Raw genomic sequence first — 14,990 nt, 5'->3', positions numbered from 1 at the left:
TTAGAAAATAAACTCATAGTGACAAAAAATAAAAGAGTAAAAAAATAAATATAAGCCGTTAGTAAAAAATCAATTATAAAATTACAAGATCATGAGAACTATATCATATATCAGAAATAAAGTAGAGTTGTTCAGAAGGACAATTACAAAAACTATAAATATAGAGCCATTCAATCCTAAAAACGAATTGAATCACCCAAGATTTGACGTGGACGAAAACTTCGATTTGAAAGAGAGAAGAGGTAATAATTCTTTGTTGTTTCACATGTATTCTAAAGAGAATGAAACTCTTTTTATTTGAAGCATAAGACAGTTACCTCGGGAAATGTTCAGGTTAAAATTATTTGCCAAAAATTTCACTGATAAAAACACGTCATATTCTTTTTGAATAAAGAGAAATGCGTGAGAATAAGTGCGATTTTTGGCAATTTTTTTAATATTGAAGAATGATTGCTTCTGAGATGAGTTGCATAATTATTTGGTCGTTTGATAAAATTGTAGTTAATTTGCATCATTAAGTTCAGAAACGTATTGAAATGTTATAAAGAAAGGCAGAGGGATTAGACCCGATGAAGCCTTAGCAACCCTTCGATTTATCGAAGAAGGTGCTGCATTCTACCACGCCAAACGTGGAAAGATAACAGAAAAAAAAGCATCTAGTTTTTTTACCTTTCTTTATAATATTTCCAGTACAAATCAAAAAATAATAAAGATTTGAAATTGGAAAATAAACCAACAACAATTACAATACAAAATTTTACTACCGAGAGTGGTGTTTTTTACGCTACTATTAATTTGAGTTATCAGCTTTTTGGCTGTGCATTACATACAGCACCTATTGTTTTGGTGAATCATGCCTTAACTGGGAATTCACATGTGGTGGGTTCAAAAGGATGGTGGAATGTGCTAATTGGTGAGAAAAGAACAATAGACACAAATAAATATACAGTACTGGCTTTTAATGTTCCAGGAAATGGTTTTGATGATACTATTATCGAAAATTATTTGGATTTTACAGCCAGAGATGTTGCTAGGCTTTTTATAGAAGGAATAAAAGCACTTCAAATTGAGCAATTGTATGCCATTATTGGTGGTTCTGTTGGTGGAGGAATTGCATGGGAAATTGCTGGATTGGAACCTAAGATTACAAAGCATTTAATTCCGATTGCTACGGATTGGAAATCGACAGATTGGTTGATTGCCAATTGTTTTTTGCAAGAACAAATTTTGAAAAATTCGGCTAAGCCAATAGAGGATGCTCGTATTCACGCAATGTTGTGTTACCGAACTCCGGAATCTTTTAAAGCGAAATTTGACCGTACAATAAACGAAGATTTAGCGATTTTTAATATCGAAAGTTGGCTGAATCATCATGGTGAGAAATTACAAAAACGTTTTCAGCTTTCGGCATATAAGTTAATGAATCAATTGCTGAAGACAATTGATATTGCTAGAGATAGAGAGTCTTTTATCGCAGTTGCATCAAAAATAGAAGCTGATATTCATATTATCGGAATTAATTCGGATTTGTTTTTTACGGTAAAAGAGAATAAAGAAACTTACGAAACATTGAAAAAGCATAAAGACAATGTGACGTTTCAAGAGATTGATTCGATTCATGGACATGATGCTTTTTTGATTGAATATAAACAATTAGACAGTTTTCTAAAAGAGGTTTTTGTTTAGGAAATATAAAGTTTGGGTCACACCGGTCGCGTGAGGGATAGAAGCTAGCTACCGAAGTAGCGCGGATAGCCCGACAGCATTAGGGAAAGGGGCCGAATGAGCGCAAAGTGGAGTTGGCCCCTTTTTCTAATGGTGGCACGCCCAAAATGTACTTTTAAGAAAAGAGATGAAAAATGGTTGAAACGAGATTTTGACTTTAAAAAATAAGATAATGAAGATATTAAAATTTGGAGGAAAGTCTTTGTCAAACGGAGACGGAATCAATAAAGTGATCGCAATTATTGAGAGTAAAGTAAATGCAGGTGAACAAATTGCGGTGGTAGTTTCGGCACGTGGAAATGCTACGGATGAATTGGAAAAAATATTGGCTTTGGCTTCTAAAAATGGAGATTACAAAACCCTTTTTGAAGATTTTAAACGTTATCAGCAAGATGTTTATGCTGATGTGGATTTGTCTGTGGAGTTCAATAAACTGGAAAAACTTTTTGAAGGTGTGAGTTTAATTGGAGACTATAGTGTGAAGATTAAAGATGAGGTGCTTTCAAAAGGAGAATTGATTTCGGCTAAATTGCTTACTGCTATTTTAACTCAGAAAGGGATAAATGCTCGCTTTACCGACACTAGAGAGTTGATTAAAACGGATTCAAACTATGGTGATGCACAGCCTGTAGAACAACTTTCGAAGAAAAATGTTATCGCTTATTTTAAAGAAAACAATGGTTCAACGGTAAATGTTGTGACTGGTTTTATAGGTTCTAATAGTAAAAATGAAGCTACGACGCTGGGGAGAAACGGTAGTAATTATACGGCTTCTTTACTAGCTAATTACTTGGATGCTAAAGAACTTCAAAATTATACACACGTTGATGGTATTTATACTGCTAATCCTGATTTAGTTTTGGATGCCAAAAAAATTGACCAATTATCGTTTAATGAAGCGAATGAGTTGGCCAATTTTGGAGCAACAATTTTGCATGCGAAAACTATTATTCCTTTGTTGGAAAAAAATATTCCGCTTCGTATTTTGAATACGTTTAATCACGAAAATCAAGGAACTTTAATTACATCTCATGCAGATAAAGAAGGAATTAAAACGCTTTCGGTTCTTGAAAATGTGGCTTTGGTGAATCTGGAAGGAAGAGGATTACTTGGAAAAACAGGGGTTGATGCTCGTATTTTTAGAGTAATGGGCGATAATGATATTAGTGTGAGTATTATTTCGCAAGGTTCTTCTGAACGTGGAATTGGGCTTGTAGTAAATGCTGACCAAGCTACAAAAGCAATGATTGAATTAGAGAAAGAATTTGAAAATGATTTTTATTCTAAAGACGTTAATAAAATTTCGGTAACGGATAATGTTTCGGTGATTTCGATTATCGGACAGGATTTGAGTACGTTTCATAAACCGTATACGGCTTTAATCAAAAATAAAATTGTTCCGATTCTTTTCAATAACACCGTTACGGGTAAAAACGTGAGTCTGGTGGTTAAAAAAGAAGAACTGAACAAAGCCTTGAACGTGATTCATGGTGAGATTTTTGGAGTTTCTAAAAAAATCAATATCGCGATATTTGGTCACGGACTAGTTGGAGGAACATTGATTAATCAAATTTTAGAATCACAAAATGCTATTGAAAAACGTAAAGGCGTTAAACTGAATGTTTTTGCAATTGCCAATTCTAAGAGTGTGCTTTTGAACAAAAATGGTGTTTCGCCAAATTGGAAAAATGAAATTCAAACCAATGGTGCTTCTTATACAATTGATGATGTTATTGCTTATGCAAATGACAATCACTTAGAGAATTTGATTGCTATTGATAATTCTGCAAGTACTGCTTTTGTTGAAAATTATATCAAATTGGCTGAAAATAGTTTCGACTTAATTTCATCAAATAAAGTAGCTAATACTTTGAGTTATGATTTCTATAAACAGTTGAGACAGGTATTGGAGCAGAATCAAAAAACGTATTTGTATGAAACCAATGTTGGTGCAGGTTTGCCTTTGATTGATACGATAAAATTATTACACCTTTCAGGTGAAAATATTACTAAGATAAAAGGAGTTTTCTCAGGAACATTGAGTTATTTGTTTAATAATTTCTCTGCGAAAGATGTTCCATTTAGCGAAATATTAAAAGAAGCTATCGATAACGGTTATACAGAGCCAGATCCAAGAGAAGACCTTTGTGGAAATGATGTTGGTAGAAAATTATTGATTTTGGCAAGAGAATTGGACTTGCAAAATGAATTTGAAGAGATTTCGATTCAGAATTTAATTCCAGAGCATTTACGTGAAGGAGAGGTTTCTGATTTCTTGAATAAATTGAAGGAATTTGATCCTATTTATGATAAAATAAAAGCGGAACAACAACCAAATCATGTATTGAGATACATTGGAGAATTGTCTGGAGATTTGCAAAATGATAAAGGAGATTTAGAGGTGAAACTAGTTTCAGTACCAAAAGATACTGCTCTTGGCGGATTGAAAGGATCGGATTCGTTCTTCGAAATTTATACAGAATCTTATGGAGACAGGCCAATTGTAATTCAAGGAGCTGGAGCAGGATCTGCAGTAACAGCGAGGGGGGTTTTTGGAGATATTTTGAGATTATCGGATAAAGGATAGAAGATTTTAGATTGCAGATTTTCAGATTATAAAGCAATAAAAGTTATGAAAGCCGTCAAATGTTTATTTTTAGTTATTCTTGTTTTTTTGATTTATAGTTGTAATGATAATAAACCAAAGTCAAAGCAAACAATTAGTTATAAGAAGATTGATGAACCAAATCCCAAAAAAGCAATTAGTGATTTGGTAGTTAAATTTCCGCAATTAATTGACGATAAAAATGTAAAAGATAGAGAGTTTAAGCTTATAAGGACTGTTATTGCTGCAAAAACAAAAGTTCAAATTCAACTATATTCACAGGATAAGTATAATAGGTATAGGTCTGTAAAAAAACCTAATCAAATTATTGTTTTTATTAATAAAAATAATAAATGTGTTGCTATTCCATTTTTTGATAATATGTGGAGAGGTTATTGGCAATTTACAAATGAGAAATCAGTTTATAATGTTAACCAGCCAAGCAGAACTTTTGAGAAAGAATATAATTATGCAATTTCTTTATTAGAGGAAGGGAGTAAATTTGAAAAAGAAAACATAGCAATAAATGTTACTATGGAATTGTTTGAATCTGTTTTACATTTGCAACCTATTAATGATTCGAACAGAAATCTAGAAATCTGTAAAAAAGGATATGGAGTTACAGATGTTCCCATAGAGAATGAAGATTCTGTTAAAGTAAGATTTGAAAAAAACTATAAGGATATAAAAAAAGATTTGAAAAATTATAGTTTCGGGTATTACTACGATAGTAATTCATATAGAATTTATGGAATTAATTATGATTACAAAGAGCAAAAATTTAAATTTAAAGTATATAGACAGGATTGTGGTGTCAAACCAATTCAACCAATATATATGTAAAAAAATAAAAAAATGAAAATAACACTTAACAGAGTAAACGAAAATTTCCATTTCGAATTAAAAAACGAACGTGGTCACATTGTGAATGTTGATGCAAGACCTGAATTTGGAGGAAATGATAATGGACCAAGCCCAATGGAATTAGTATTGATGGGTGTTGCAGGTTGTAGCGGTATTGATATGATTTCGATTCTAAAGAAACAGCGTCAGGAAATCACTTCTTTTAAGGCTGAGGTAGAAGGCGAGCGTGTACAAGTAGGAGAAGCAAAACCATTCAAAGATATTTACGTAGTTTTTTCTTTGGAAGGAAATATTAAAGAAGACAAAGCGGCAAAAGCAGCACAATTGTCTTTCGATAAATACTGTTCAGTTTCAAAAACAGTAGAGCCAACTGCAACGATTCATTACAAAGTTGTTTTGAATGGAGTTGAATTGGCAAAAATTTAAATAAAATTATAACTAGCTATTATCGATTAGTAGAAAACTAAAAGGAAATAGCAAAAAGCTAAAAAAATGGACGAACAAGAATTTGGGTTTGAAACTCAAGCAATACGTAATCATTTAGAAAAATCACAATTTCAAGAGCATTCTACGCCTTTGTATTTGTCTTCAAGTTTTGTATTTGATGATGCTGAGGACATGAGAGCTTCTTTTACAGAAGAAAAAGTGCGTAATATTTATAGCCGTTTTAGCAATCCAAATACAACTGAATTTGTTGATAAGGTTTGTGCTATGGAAGGTGCCGAGGCAGGTTATGCTTTTGCAACTGGAATGGCAGCAATCTATTCTACTTTTGCAGCATTGTTAGAATCGGGCGATCATATTGTGTCAGCAGGTAGTGTTTTTGGTTCTACTCATGCGCTTTTTATGACATATTTCCCAAAATGGAATATTGAAACTAGTTATTTTGACATTAATAAACCTGAAACGATTGAAAGTTTTATCAAGCCAAATACAAAAATTCTATACGTAGAAACACCAACAAATCCAGGTGTTGATGTAATTGATTTGGAATTATTGGGAGTTATTGCTAAAAAACATAACTTGATTTTAATTGTAGATAATTGTTTTGCAACACCTTATGTTCAGCAGCCTATTAAATATGGTGCAAATATAGTGGTGCATTCGGCAACAAAGTTGATGGATGGTCAAGGACGAGTTTTAGGAGGAGTTGCTGTTGGAGATGCTGATTTGATTCGTAAAATTTACTTATTCTCGAGAAATACAGGTCCAGCAATGTCGCCATTTAATGCTTGGGTTTTGTCTAAAAGTTTAGAGACTTTAGCAGTTCGCGTTGATAGACATTGCGAAAATGCATTAAAAGTTGCTGAGTTTTTAGAAAGTCATCCAAATGTAAATAGTGTGAAATACCCTTTCTTGAAATCACATCCAAAATATGAAGTTGCTAAAAAGCAAATGCTTTTAGGTGGTAATATTATTGCGTTCGAAATTAAAGGAGGAATTGATGGAGGAAGAAGATTTTTAGATAAAATCAGATTATGTTCGCTATCGGCAAATATTGGTGATGTAAAAAGTATCGTAACTCATCCAGCTTCTACAACTCATAGTAAATTATCTGCTGAAGAAAAATTAGCAGTTGGTATTACCGAAGGTTTAGTGCGAGTTTCTGTTGGTTTAGAAAATGTAAAAGATGTTATTGCTGATTTAGAGCAGGCGCTTTCTTAAAGATAATAGATTTTAGAATGATGATTAACGATTTGAGATTGCAGATTTGTATTGCTTTCAAAAATCGTTAATCATCATTTGTTTTTTGAGATTTATTTCAAAATTTTTTGATCATATGAAGAAACCAAGACTTATCATTTTATCGGATTTGTGGGGAAAAGAAAAATCGGGTTGGGTTTCTGATTATGAATTATTAAAAGATAAATTCGAAATTCAATATTATGATTGCTGTGAATTGGGTGAAATTGATAAAACAAATTATAGTGAAGAAAATCTTCACAATCAATTTATTAATAGCGGAATAGAAAAAGCGGTAGAGAATCTTTTGAAAAAAGAAAAGAATCCAATCTACATTTTAGCCTTCAGTATTGGCGGAACAATTGCTTGGAAAGCGACTTTAAAAGGGTTGAAAGTTAGAAGTTTGTTTGCAGTTTCATCAACAAGATTACGCTTTGAAAACGAAGTTCCAAACTGTGAAATCAAACTGTATTTTGGAGAGAATGACAACAATGCCCCAAATGAAAATTGGTTTGAAAATTATTCAATAAATTTTGAAATTTTGAAAAATAAAGAGCACCATTTTTATACCGAAAAAGAATTTTCAAATTCAATTTGTATTGAAATTTTAAAATAGTTCCATACAATTTGGTAATAAAAGGATAAAGTTTGTAGTTTCGTAAACAAATAAAAATCAAAAATCTTCAATCGCTAATCCGCAATCTTAAATAATAATGCTTTCAAAGAAAACAAAATACGGAATTAAAGCTTTGACATTTTTGGCCAGACGTGAGAATAACGAGCCTGTTGCTATTTCTGAAATTGCTCAGAGTGAACATATTTCGATTAAGTTTCTGGAAAGCATTCTGTTGTTACTTCGAAATTCAGGTTTTTTGGGAGCCAAAAAAGGAAAAGGCGGTGGTTATTACTTGATAAAAGAACCAAAAGATATCAGTATGGCCAAAGTATATCGCATTCTCGAAGGGCCAATTGCATTGCTTCCCTGCGCTAGTCATAATTTTTACGAAAAATGCGATGATTGCGATGATGAAACTACTTGTGCAGCTCGTCGATTAATGACTCAGGTTAGAGATAATACATTAAAAATTCTTGAAAGCAACACATTGGCAGATATAGCTTTTTAACCTTTTATATCAAATCAAAAATAACATGGTAAGAGCTATTTGTTAAGTTTTTTAAACGATATAGTTTTTTATAATTATTTTAATATTCTGTTTTTTAGTTAGTTGTATATTTGAATAAAATTTTTGAGTTATTTGTTTTTTGTAAGAATCTTTTTTAGATGCTTGAGATTTAGTTGTTTTTTAGAGTAAAAATTCCAAATTTTTATTTTGTTATTTAGAAATAAGTAGTACTTTTGCAAAGTAATCTACTAAGCCGATAGGGTAATAGATTTTAAATTAAAAAGAAAAGAAATGAATGTGTCGATAGTACAGACTTTGTTAGATAAAACCAAAGATTTATCCATTGATGAAACTTTGGCTTTTTTAGCTAATGAATATAAAGGGAAAGTGGTGTTTTCTACTTCATTTGGGCAGGAAGACCAGGTTATTACTGCTTTGATTGCTAAAAATGATTTGCCAATTACCATTTTTACATTGGATACGGGAAGATTGTTTCAAGAAACGTATGATGTTTTTCATAAAACCTTGAAAAAATATAAAAAACATATTGAGGTTTATTTTCCGGAAGCTGCTTCAGTAGAAAATTTATTAAAGCAAAAAGGACCAAATAGTTTTTACGAGTCAGTTGAAAACAGAAAAGAATGTTGTTTTATCCGTAAAGTAGTACCTTTGACAAAAGCCTTAAAAGGAAATGAAATTTGGATTACAGGATTAAGAGCAGAGCAATCTGAAAACAGAAATGATTTAGCGCTGTTTGAATATGATGCCAATTTTGATATCATAAAATTCAATCCATTGTTAAGATGGAGTTTAGAAGAAGTTCAAAAATATATTGATGATAATAATGTACCACAAAACGCTTTGCATAAAAAAGGGTTTGTGAGTATTGGTTGTGCACCTTGTACTAGAGCAATTGCTCCTGGCGAAGATATTAGAGCAGGAAGATGGTCATGGGAATCGAGCCATAAAGAATGTGGTTTACACCAAAAATAAAAATTTAAAAAGTTTAATCGGTTATTTGTTTAATTGTTTAATCGGGAAATAGTTTAATAGTTGAGATAAATCAACGACTTAAAGGAACGAATCAACAAAAAACGAATCAACAAATCAACAAATAAATAATGAGTTCAGTATTAAAAACAAATGCTTTAGAAAGCGAAGCAATTTACATATTCAGAGAAGTAATTTCTCAATTTGACAAGCCTGTTTTGCTTTTCTCTGGTGGAAAAGATTCAATTACATTGGTACGTTTGGCACAAAAAGCCTTTTTTCCAGCAAAAATTCCTTTTCCATTGTTACACGTGGACACAGGACATAACTTTCCAGAAACTATCGAATTTAGAGATAAATTAGTTGCTGAATTAGGATTAGAATTAATCGTTAGAAATGTTCAAGACGCTATCGATTCAGGTAAAGTTGTTGAAGAATCTGGAAAATATTCAAGTAGAAACAGTTTACAAACGACTACACTTTTAGATGCTATCGAAGAATTTAAATTTGATGCTTGTATTGGTGGAGCGCGTCGTGATGAAGAAAAAGCAAGAGCGAAAGAACGTATTTTTTCTGTTCGTGATGATTTTGGTCAATGGGATGAAAAAAACCAACGTCCAGAATTATTTGATTTATTAAACGGTAAAATTGAAAATGGTCAAAACGTTCGTGTTTTCCCAATTTCAAACTGGACTGAATTAGATGTTTGGAGTTATATCGAACAAGAGCAAATCGAAATTCCTTCTATTTACTTTTCACACAAACGTAAAGTATTTTTAAGAGATGGTATGATTTGGTCACATTCTCCTTTTGTTTACCAAGAAGAAGATGAAGAAATCGAAGAAAGAATTGTTCGTTTTAGAACTGTTGGAGATATGAGTTGTACTGCTGCAGTAGATTCTTATGCTGCAACAATCGCCGAAGTTGTTGGTGAAATTAGACAATCTACAATTTCAGAAAGAGGTGCCAGAATCGATGATAAACGTTCTGAAGCAGCGATGGAGAAAAGAAAACAACAAGGATACTTTTAGTTGATGGTTGATGGTTTTTGGTTGATAGTTTAGATATCATCAATTACCATCTTTAAAATTCAACAACTAAATCTAATAATTATTTGTTGTTAGGTGATGAACTAAATGGAGTAGTTTAACTCCAACAACCATCAACTAACAACCATCAACTAAAATAAAAAGAATGGAAGTTTTAAAAATAGCAACAGCAGGAAGTGTAGATGACGGAAAAAGTACTTTAATCGGAAGATTATTGTATGATACACAATCATTGACTACAGATAAATTAGAAGCAATAGAAAAAAGCAGTAAGCAAAAAGGATACGATTATTTAGATTTTTCGTTAGCTACTGACGGATTAGTTGCTGAAAGAGAACAAGGAATTACAATTGATGTTGCTCATATTTATTTTTCAACTGCGAAAAAAAGTTACATTATTGCCGATACTCCAGGTCACGTAGAATATACTCGTAACATGGTTACAGGAGCTTCGACTTCACAGGTATCTATCATTTTGATTGATGCTCGTAAAGGAGTTATTGAGCAAACGTACCGTCACTTTTTTATCAATAATTTATTGAGAGTAAAAGATGTGATTGTTGCGGTAAACAAAATGGATTTGGTTGATTATTCTGAAGAAGTTTACGAAAAAATCAAAGCTGATTTTCAAGCTTTAAATGCAAAAAGTGCTTACAAAGAACAAAACGTAAGTTACATTCCGTTAAGTGCATTAACAGGAGATAATGTGGTAGAAACATTAGGGAAAATGCCTTGGTACACTGGACAAACTATCCTTCAACATTTAGAAGGTTTAGAGCCAAAAGATATTTATGATAATGGACAGGCTCGTTTTCCAGTACAAACCGTAATTCGTCCAAAAACGGAAGAATACCACGATTTTAGAGGATATGCTGGGAAATTATATGGTAACAATATTAAAGTTGGAGATGCTGTAACAGTTCTTCCTTCTTTGACAGAATCTACAGTGACTAATATTCACTTTTTTGATCAACAATTTGACGAGGCGAGCGTTGGTTCTTCAGTTACAATTGAATTAGAAAATGATATTAATGTGACTAGAGGAGATATGATTGTAAAATCAGGTGAACTTCCTAAAGTAGAAAAAGATATTACAACAACTGTTTGTTGGATGGACAGTAAAAAATTAGTAGCAGGTGCTAAATATTTTGTACAGCACAATACTAATAGAGTTTTGGCAAAAATTGATAGCGTGAAAAATGTAATTGCAACTGATTACTCTGGAACTACGCCAGCTTCACAATTAGCTATTAATGAAATTGGAGAAGTTACTATTAAATTAAGCAAAGCCATTTATTTTGATGCCTATAATGACAACAAATCAAATGGGGCTTTTATCTTAATAGATGCAGCTACTAATACAACAGCAGGAGTTGGATTTATAAAATAGTTGATGGTTGATGGTTTTTAGTTGATAGTACGCTACCAACAACCATCAACCAACAACCAACAACTAAAAAAAATATGGAAAGTTTTAGAACAGAAATAGAAAACCCGATAGTTCAAAAAGAGATTATCGATTTAGAAAAAAAGATTCATTTATTCCGTGGCGGACAAATTGATGACGAACGTTTTCGTAGTCTTCGTTTAGCACGTGGAATTTACGGTCAGCGTCAGGAAGGTGTGCAGATGATTCGTATTAAATTACCTTATGGTAAAGTGACCAGCGAGCAATTGAGAAGAATCACTGAAGTGTCTGATAAATATTCTACAGGACGTTTGCACATTACAACACGTCAGGATATTCAAATTCACTATGTAAGTTTAGACAGAACTCCTGAACTTTGGGCAGATTTAGCTAAAGATGATATTACGTTGCGTGAAGCTTGTGGAAACACAGTTCGTAATATTACAGGAAGTGAATTAGCCGGTGTAGATGTTGAGGAACCATTTGATGTGACGCCTTATGCACATGGTTTGTTCCAATATTTATTGCGTAACCCAATCTGTCAGGAAATGGGACGTAAGTTCAAAATTTCATTCTCATCATCTGATAAAGATACGGCTTTGAGTTATTTACACGATTTAGGATTTATTCCAAAAATTGTAAATGGCGAAAAAGGATTCAAAATAATGTTTGCAGGAGGTTTGGGTTCTCAACCAAGTCACGCTGAATTGCTTTCAGAATTCGTACCAGTAAACCAAATTATTCCAACTGCTGAAGGTATAATCAGAGTTTTTGACCGTCACGGAGAAAGAGCAAAACGTTTGAAAGCACGTATGAAATTCTTAATCAAAGACCTAGGTCGTGATGAATTTTTACGTTTAGTAGAAGAAGAGAAAAAAGCATTGCCTTTTCACTCTTACGAAATAGATACAACTGCATTTGAAGGACCAATTACAGAGTCTTTATTAGCAGTACCATCAGTAACAATTGATGATGTTGAAGCTTTTGAAGCTTGGAAAAAATCAAATGTAATTGCACAAAAACAAGCAGGATATGTTGCAATTGGTGTAAAAGTACTTTTAGGAGATTTCTACACAGACAAAGCAAGATTATTAGCCGATTTGATTAAAAATTATGGAGCTAACGAATTGCGTTTTTCATTAAGACAAAACATCGTTATCCGTAATATTAAAGAAGAAAATTTACCTTTCTTTTACCAAGAATTAGCTAAATTAGAAATGGTTAGTTTAGGATATGATACGATTGGAGATATCACAGCTTGTCCAGGAACTGATACTTGTAATTTAGGTATTGCAAGCAGTACAGGTATTGCAGACGAATTAGAAAGAGTAATCAAAGCTGAATATCCACAATATCATAACAACACAGAAATTGAAATCAAAATCAGTGGTTGTATGAATGCTTGTGGACAACATAATATGTCTGCAATTGGTTTCCAAGGAATGTCTATCAACTCAGGAAAATTAGTAGCGCCAGCGTTACAGGTTTTGTTAGGAGGAGGAAGATTAGGAAATGGTGAAGGACGTTTTTCTGATAAAGTAATCAAAATTCCAAGTAGAAGAGGACCTGATGCGTTGCGTTATATCTTAAATGATTTTGATGCAAACGGAAACGGACAATCATTCTTGAATTATTACGATGCTAAAGGAGAGAAATATTTCTACGAATTTTTGAAACCATTAGCGGATGTAACGAATTTAACCGATGCCGATTTCGTAGATTGGGGTAATGCCGATAACTACGTAAAAGCAGTTGGAGTTGGAGAATGTGCTGGTGTTGTGATTGATTTAGTAGCTACATTATTATTCGAAGCTAAAGATAAATTAACAGTTGCTCAAGAATCTTTCGCAGATGGAAAATGGTCTGATTCTATTTACCAAGCATACGCAGGATTTGTAAATGGAGCGAAAGCTTTATTGTTATCTGAAAACGAAAAAACAAATACACACTCAGGAATTATTGATTTATTTGATACTGTTTTTGTTGCAACTAATAAAATTCAATTGGATTCTACTTTTGCTGAATTGGTTTACCAAATCAATAAAAATGAGCCTTCTGAAGCTTTCGCAAAACAATACATTCAAGAAGGAATTAACTTTTTTGACAAAATTGAAGTTTACAGAGCCAAAGATTTAGCTGATGCTTAATACCATTCAACCCCAAGTAACTTTAGTAGGTGCAGGACCTGGTGATCCAGATCTGCTTACGCTAAAAGCTGTAAAAGCACTTGCTAAAGCGAATGTGGTGTTGTATGATGCTTTGGCAAATGATGAAATATTAGCCTATGCTCCACAAGAATCGATTAAGATTTTTGTTGGAAAAAGAATAGGAAATCATGCCTATACACAAGATCAAATTAATCAATTGATTGTTGATAATGCGCTTACGTATGGTCATGTGGTGAGATTAAAAGGTGGTGATCCTTTTATTTTTGGAAGAGGAAGTGAAGAAATTGAATATGCAGAAAGTTTTGGAATTCCTACAGCTGTAGTGCCTGGAATTTCTTCGGCGATTGCAGTTCCTGCTAATTTGGGAATTTCATTGACTAAAAGAGGAACTTCAGAAAGTTTTTGGGTAATTACTGGAACCACTTCTGATAGAAATTTGTCTAATGATATTACTCTTGCCGCACAATCATCAGCGACAGTTGTAATTTTGATGGGAATGAGTAAACTATCACAAATTGTTTCATTATTTCAAAAAGAATCAAAAGGAGAAACTCCGATTGCTATTATTCAAAATGGAACAACTCTAAATGAAAAAATTGGAGTCAGTACGATTGATACGATTGAAGCAGTAGTAGCTCAGAACAAATTAAGCTCACCAGCAATCATCGTTATCGGTGAAGTTGTAAAAGAAAGTAATAAATTAAAAGGGTTTTACGAAGAATTTGTATCTGCTGAAATAAAATTATAATGGAAGAAAGAAACGAATTATATCCAATTTTTTTAAAACTCCATAACATCAATGTACTTATTGTAGGTGGTGGAAATGTTGGGTTAGAAAAGTTATCTTTTATGTTGAAATCCAGTCCTAACGCCAATGTTGAGGTTATTGCTACAAAGTTCTTGCCGGAATTGGAAGCATTAGTCGAAAAACATCCTTCGGTTAAATTGACGCAAGCGAAGTTCAAGAAAAAAATGTTGAAAAAACGTCACATGGTTATCGCTTGTACTGATGATTTGGAAGTTAATAAGAGAGTATATGATTTGGCTCGAAAAAGATATTTGATTTGTAACATTGCCGACACGCCACCATTATGTGATTATTATTTGGGTGGAATTGTAACCAAAGGAAATGTGAAAATTGCTATTTCGACAAATGGAAAATCACCAACGACAGCCAAAAGGCTTCGGGAGTTTTTCGAAGAAGTAATTCCAGAGGATATCAATAAAATGGTTGAAAACCTCAATGAATACAGAAAAAGTTTAAAAGGCAATTTTGAAGAAAAAGTGCAAAGAATGAATGAAATTACAGATTCATTAAAAAATAAAGAGTAAAAAATTTGTCAGAGAAATGAATGATAAAAATCATTGAGATTA

14 protein-coding genes and 1 riboswitch are annotated in these 14,990 nt (G+C 32.6%); all 14 genes read left to right on the top strand.

The annotated features are described in order from the left end of the window. The first annotated feature begins 91 nt into the window (after positions 1–91). The 14 genes from ACUN3A_RS07240 (at position 92) to ACUN3A_RS07175 (ending at position 14,948) form a co-directional block, all read left to right on the top strand. Positions 92–301 carry a hypothetical protein gene (locus ACUN3A_RS07240; RefSeq protein ID WP_445550639.1) on the top strand — a complete coding sequence of 70 codons (210 nt, stop codon included), beginning with the start codon at positions 92–94 and terminating at the stop codon, positions 299–301. Between the two features lie 235 nt (positions 302–536). Beyond that, a riboswitch (SAM riboswitch) is annotated at positions 537–644 on the top strand. 70 nt (positions 645–714) lie between these two features. After that, the gene (locus ACUN3A_RS07235) at positions 715–1,686 is read left to right on the top strand and encodes an alpha/beta fold hydrolase (protein WP_445550638.1); all 972 of its coding nucleotides are present in this window, start codon (positions 715–717) and stop codon (positions 1,684–1,686) included. 211 nt (positions 1,687–1,897) lie between these two features. Beyond that, complete coding sequence (gene thrA / locus ACUN3A_RS07230; protein ID WP_445550637.1) at positions 1,898–4,312, top strand: bifunctional aspartate kinase/homoserine dehydrogenase I; 2,415 nt, start codon at positions 1,898–1,900, stop codon at positions 4,310–4,312. A gap of 45 nt (positions 4,313–4,357) precedes the next feature. Then, positions 4,358–5,173: a hypothetical protein gene (locus ACUN3A_RS07225; RefSeq protein ID WP_445550636.1), complete on the top strand. Its 816-nt coding sequence runs from the start codon at positions 4,358–4,360 to the stop codon at positions 5,171–5,173. 12 nt (positions 5,174–5,185) lie between these two features. After that, the gene (locus ACUN3A_RS07220) at positions 5,186–5,620 is read left to right on the top strand and encodes an OsmC family protein (RefSeq protein WP_445550635.1); all 435 of its coding nucleotides are present in this window, start codon (positions 5,186–5,188) and stop codon (positions 5,618–5,620) included. 66 nt (positions 5,621–5,686) lie between these two features. Then, the gene (locus ACUN3A_RS07215) at positions 5,687–6,859 is read left to right on the top strand and encodes a trans-sulfuration enzyme family protein (RefSeq protein WP_445550634.1); all 1,173 of its coding nucleotides are present in this window, start codon (positions 5,687–5,689) and stop codon (positions 6,857–6,859) included. Between the two features lie 115 nt (positions 6,860–6,974). Next, entirely contained in the window at positions 6,975–7,493 is a 519-nt protein-coding gene (locus ACUN3A_RS07210; protein ID WP_445550633.1) for an alpha/beta hydrolase, read from the top strand. 97 nt (positions 7,494–7,590) lie between these two features. Beyond that, complete coding sequence (locus ACUN3A_RS07205) at positions 7,591–8,001, top strand: RrF2 family transcriptional regulator (protein WP_445550632.1); 411 nt, start codon at positions 7,591–7,593, stop codon at positions 7,999–8,001. A 291-nt stretch (positions 8,002–8,292) separates the two neighbouring features. Further along, complete coding sequence (locus tag ACUN3A_RS07200; protein WP_445550631.1) at positions 8,293–8,994, top strand: phosphoadenylyl-sulfate reductase; 702 nt, start codon at positions 8,293–8,295, stop codon at positions 8,992–8,994. A 128-nt stretch (positions 8,995–9,122) separates the two neighbouring features. Further along, entirely contained in the window at positions 9,123–10,022 is a 900-nt protein-coding gene (gene cysD / locus ACUN3A_RS07195) for a sulfate adenylyltransferase subunit CysD (protein ID WP_445550630.1), read from the top strand. Between the two features lie 163 nt (positions 10,023–10,185). Continuing rightward, on the top strand, positions 10,186–11,430 hold the full coding sequence (locus ACUN3A_RS07190) for a sulfate adenylyltransferase subunit 1 (RefSeq protein ID WP_445550629.1): 1,245 nt from the start codon (positions 10,186–10,188) through the stop codon (positions 11,428–11,430). 74 nt (positions 11,431–11,504) lie between these two features. Continuing rightward, positions 11,505–13,595: a nitrite reductase gene (locus ACUN3A_RS07185; protein ID WP_445550628.1), complete on the top strand. Its 2,091-nt coding sequence runs from the start codon at positions 11,505–11,507 to the stop codon at positions 13,593–13,595. After that, on the top strand, positions 13,588–14,364 hold the full coding sequence (gene cobA, locus ACUN3A_RS07180) for a uroporphyrinogen-III C-methyltransferase (RefSeq protein WP_445550627.1): 777 nt from the start codon (positions 13,588–13,590) through the stop codon (positions 14,362–14,364). Before ACUN3A_RS07185 ends, cobA begins: the two co-directional genes overlap by 8 nt. Continuing rightward, positions 14,364–14,948, top strand: coding sequence for a precorrin-2 dehydrogenase/sirohydrochlorin ferrochelatase family protein (locus tag ACUN3A_RS07175; RefSeq protein ID WP_445550626.1), 585 nt, complete (start codon positions 14,364–14,366; stop codon positions 14,946–14,948). The genes cobA and ACUN3A_RS07175 overlap by 1 nt, the downstream gene beginning before the upstream one ends. Positions 14,949–14,990: the final 42 nt, after the last annotated feature.

The organism is Flavobacterium sp. WC2509, from assembly GCF_052683105.1.
This window is presented reverse-complemented; position numbering and strand designations above follow the sequence as displayed.

Bases quoted from the DNA above. Each gene is read 5' to 3' on its own strand.
- ACUN3A_RS07220 (WP_445550635.1), top strand. From the start codon at position 5,186: ATGAAAATAACACTTAACAGAGTAAACGAAAATTTCCATTTCGAATTA.
- ACUN3A_RS07210 (WP_445550633.1), top strand. From the start codon at position 6,975: ATGAAGAAACCAAGACTTATCATTTTATCGGATTTGTGGGGAAAAGAA.
- ACUN3A_RS07225 (WP_445550636.1), top strand. From the start codon at position 4,358: ATGAAAGCCGTCAAATGTTTATTTTTAGTTATTCTTGTTTTTTTGATT.
- ACUN3A_RS07205 (WP_445550632.1), top strand. From the start codon at position 7,591: ATGCTTTCAAAGAAAACAAAATACGGAATTAAAGCTTTGACATTTTTG.
- ACUN3A_RS07185 (WP_445550628.1), top strand. From the start codon at position 11,505: ATGGAAAGTTTTAGAACAGAAATAGAAAACCCGATAGTTCAAAAAGAG.
- ACUN3A_RS07200 (WP_445550631.1), top strand. From the start codon at position 8,293: ATGAATGTGTCGATAGTACAGACTTTGTTAGATAAAACCAAAGATTTA.
- ACUN3A_RS07190 (WP_445550629.1), top strand. From the start codon at position 10,186: ATGGAAGTTTTAAAAATAGCAACAGCAGGAAGTGTAGATGACGGAAAA.
- ACUN3A_RS07215 (WP_445550634.1), top strand. From the start codon at position 5,687: ATGGACGAACAAGAATTTGGGTTTGAAACTCAAGCAATACGTAATCAT.
- cobA (WP_445550627.1), top strand. From the start codon at position 13,588: ATGCTTAATACCATTCAACCCCAAGTAACTTTAGTAGGTGCAGGACCT.
- thrA (WP_445550637.1), top strand. From the start codon at position 1,898: ATGAAGATATTAAAATTTGGAGGAAAGTCTTTGTCAAACGGAGACGGA.
- cysD (WP_445550630.1), top strand. From the start codon at position 9,123: ATGAGTTCAGTATTAAAAACAAATGCTTTAGAAAGCGAAGCAATTTAC.
- ACUN3A_RS07175 (WP_445550626.1), top strand. From the start codon at position 14,364: ATGGAAGAAAGAAACGAATTATATCCAATTTTTTTAAAACTCCATAAC.
- ACUN3A_RS07240 (WP_445550639.1), top strand. From the start codon at position 92: ATGAGAACTATATCATATATCAGAAATAAAGTAGAGTTGTTCAGAAGG.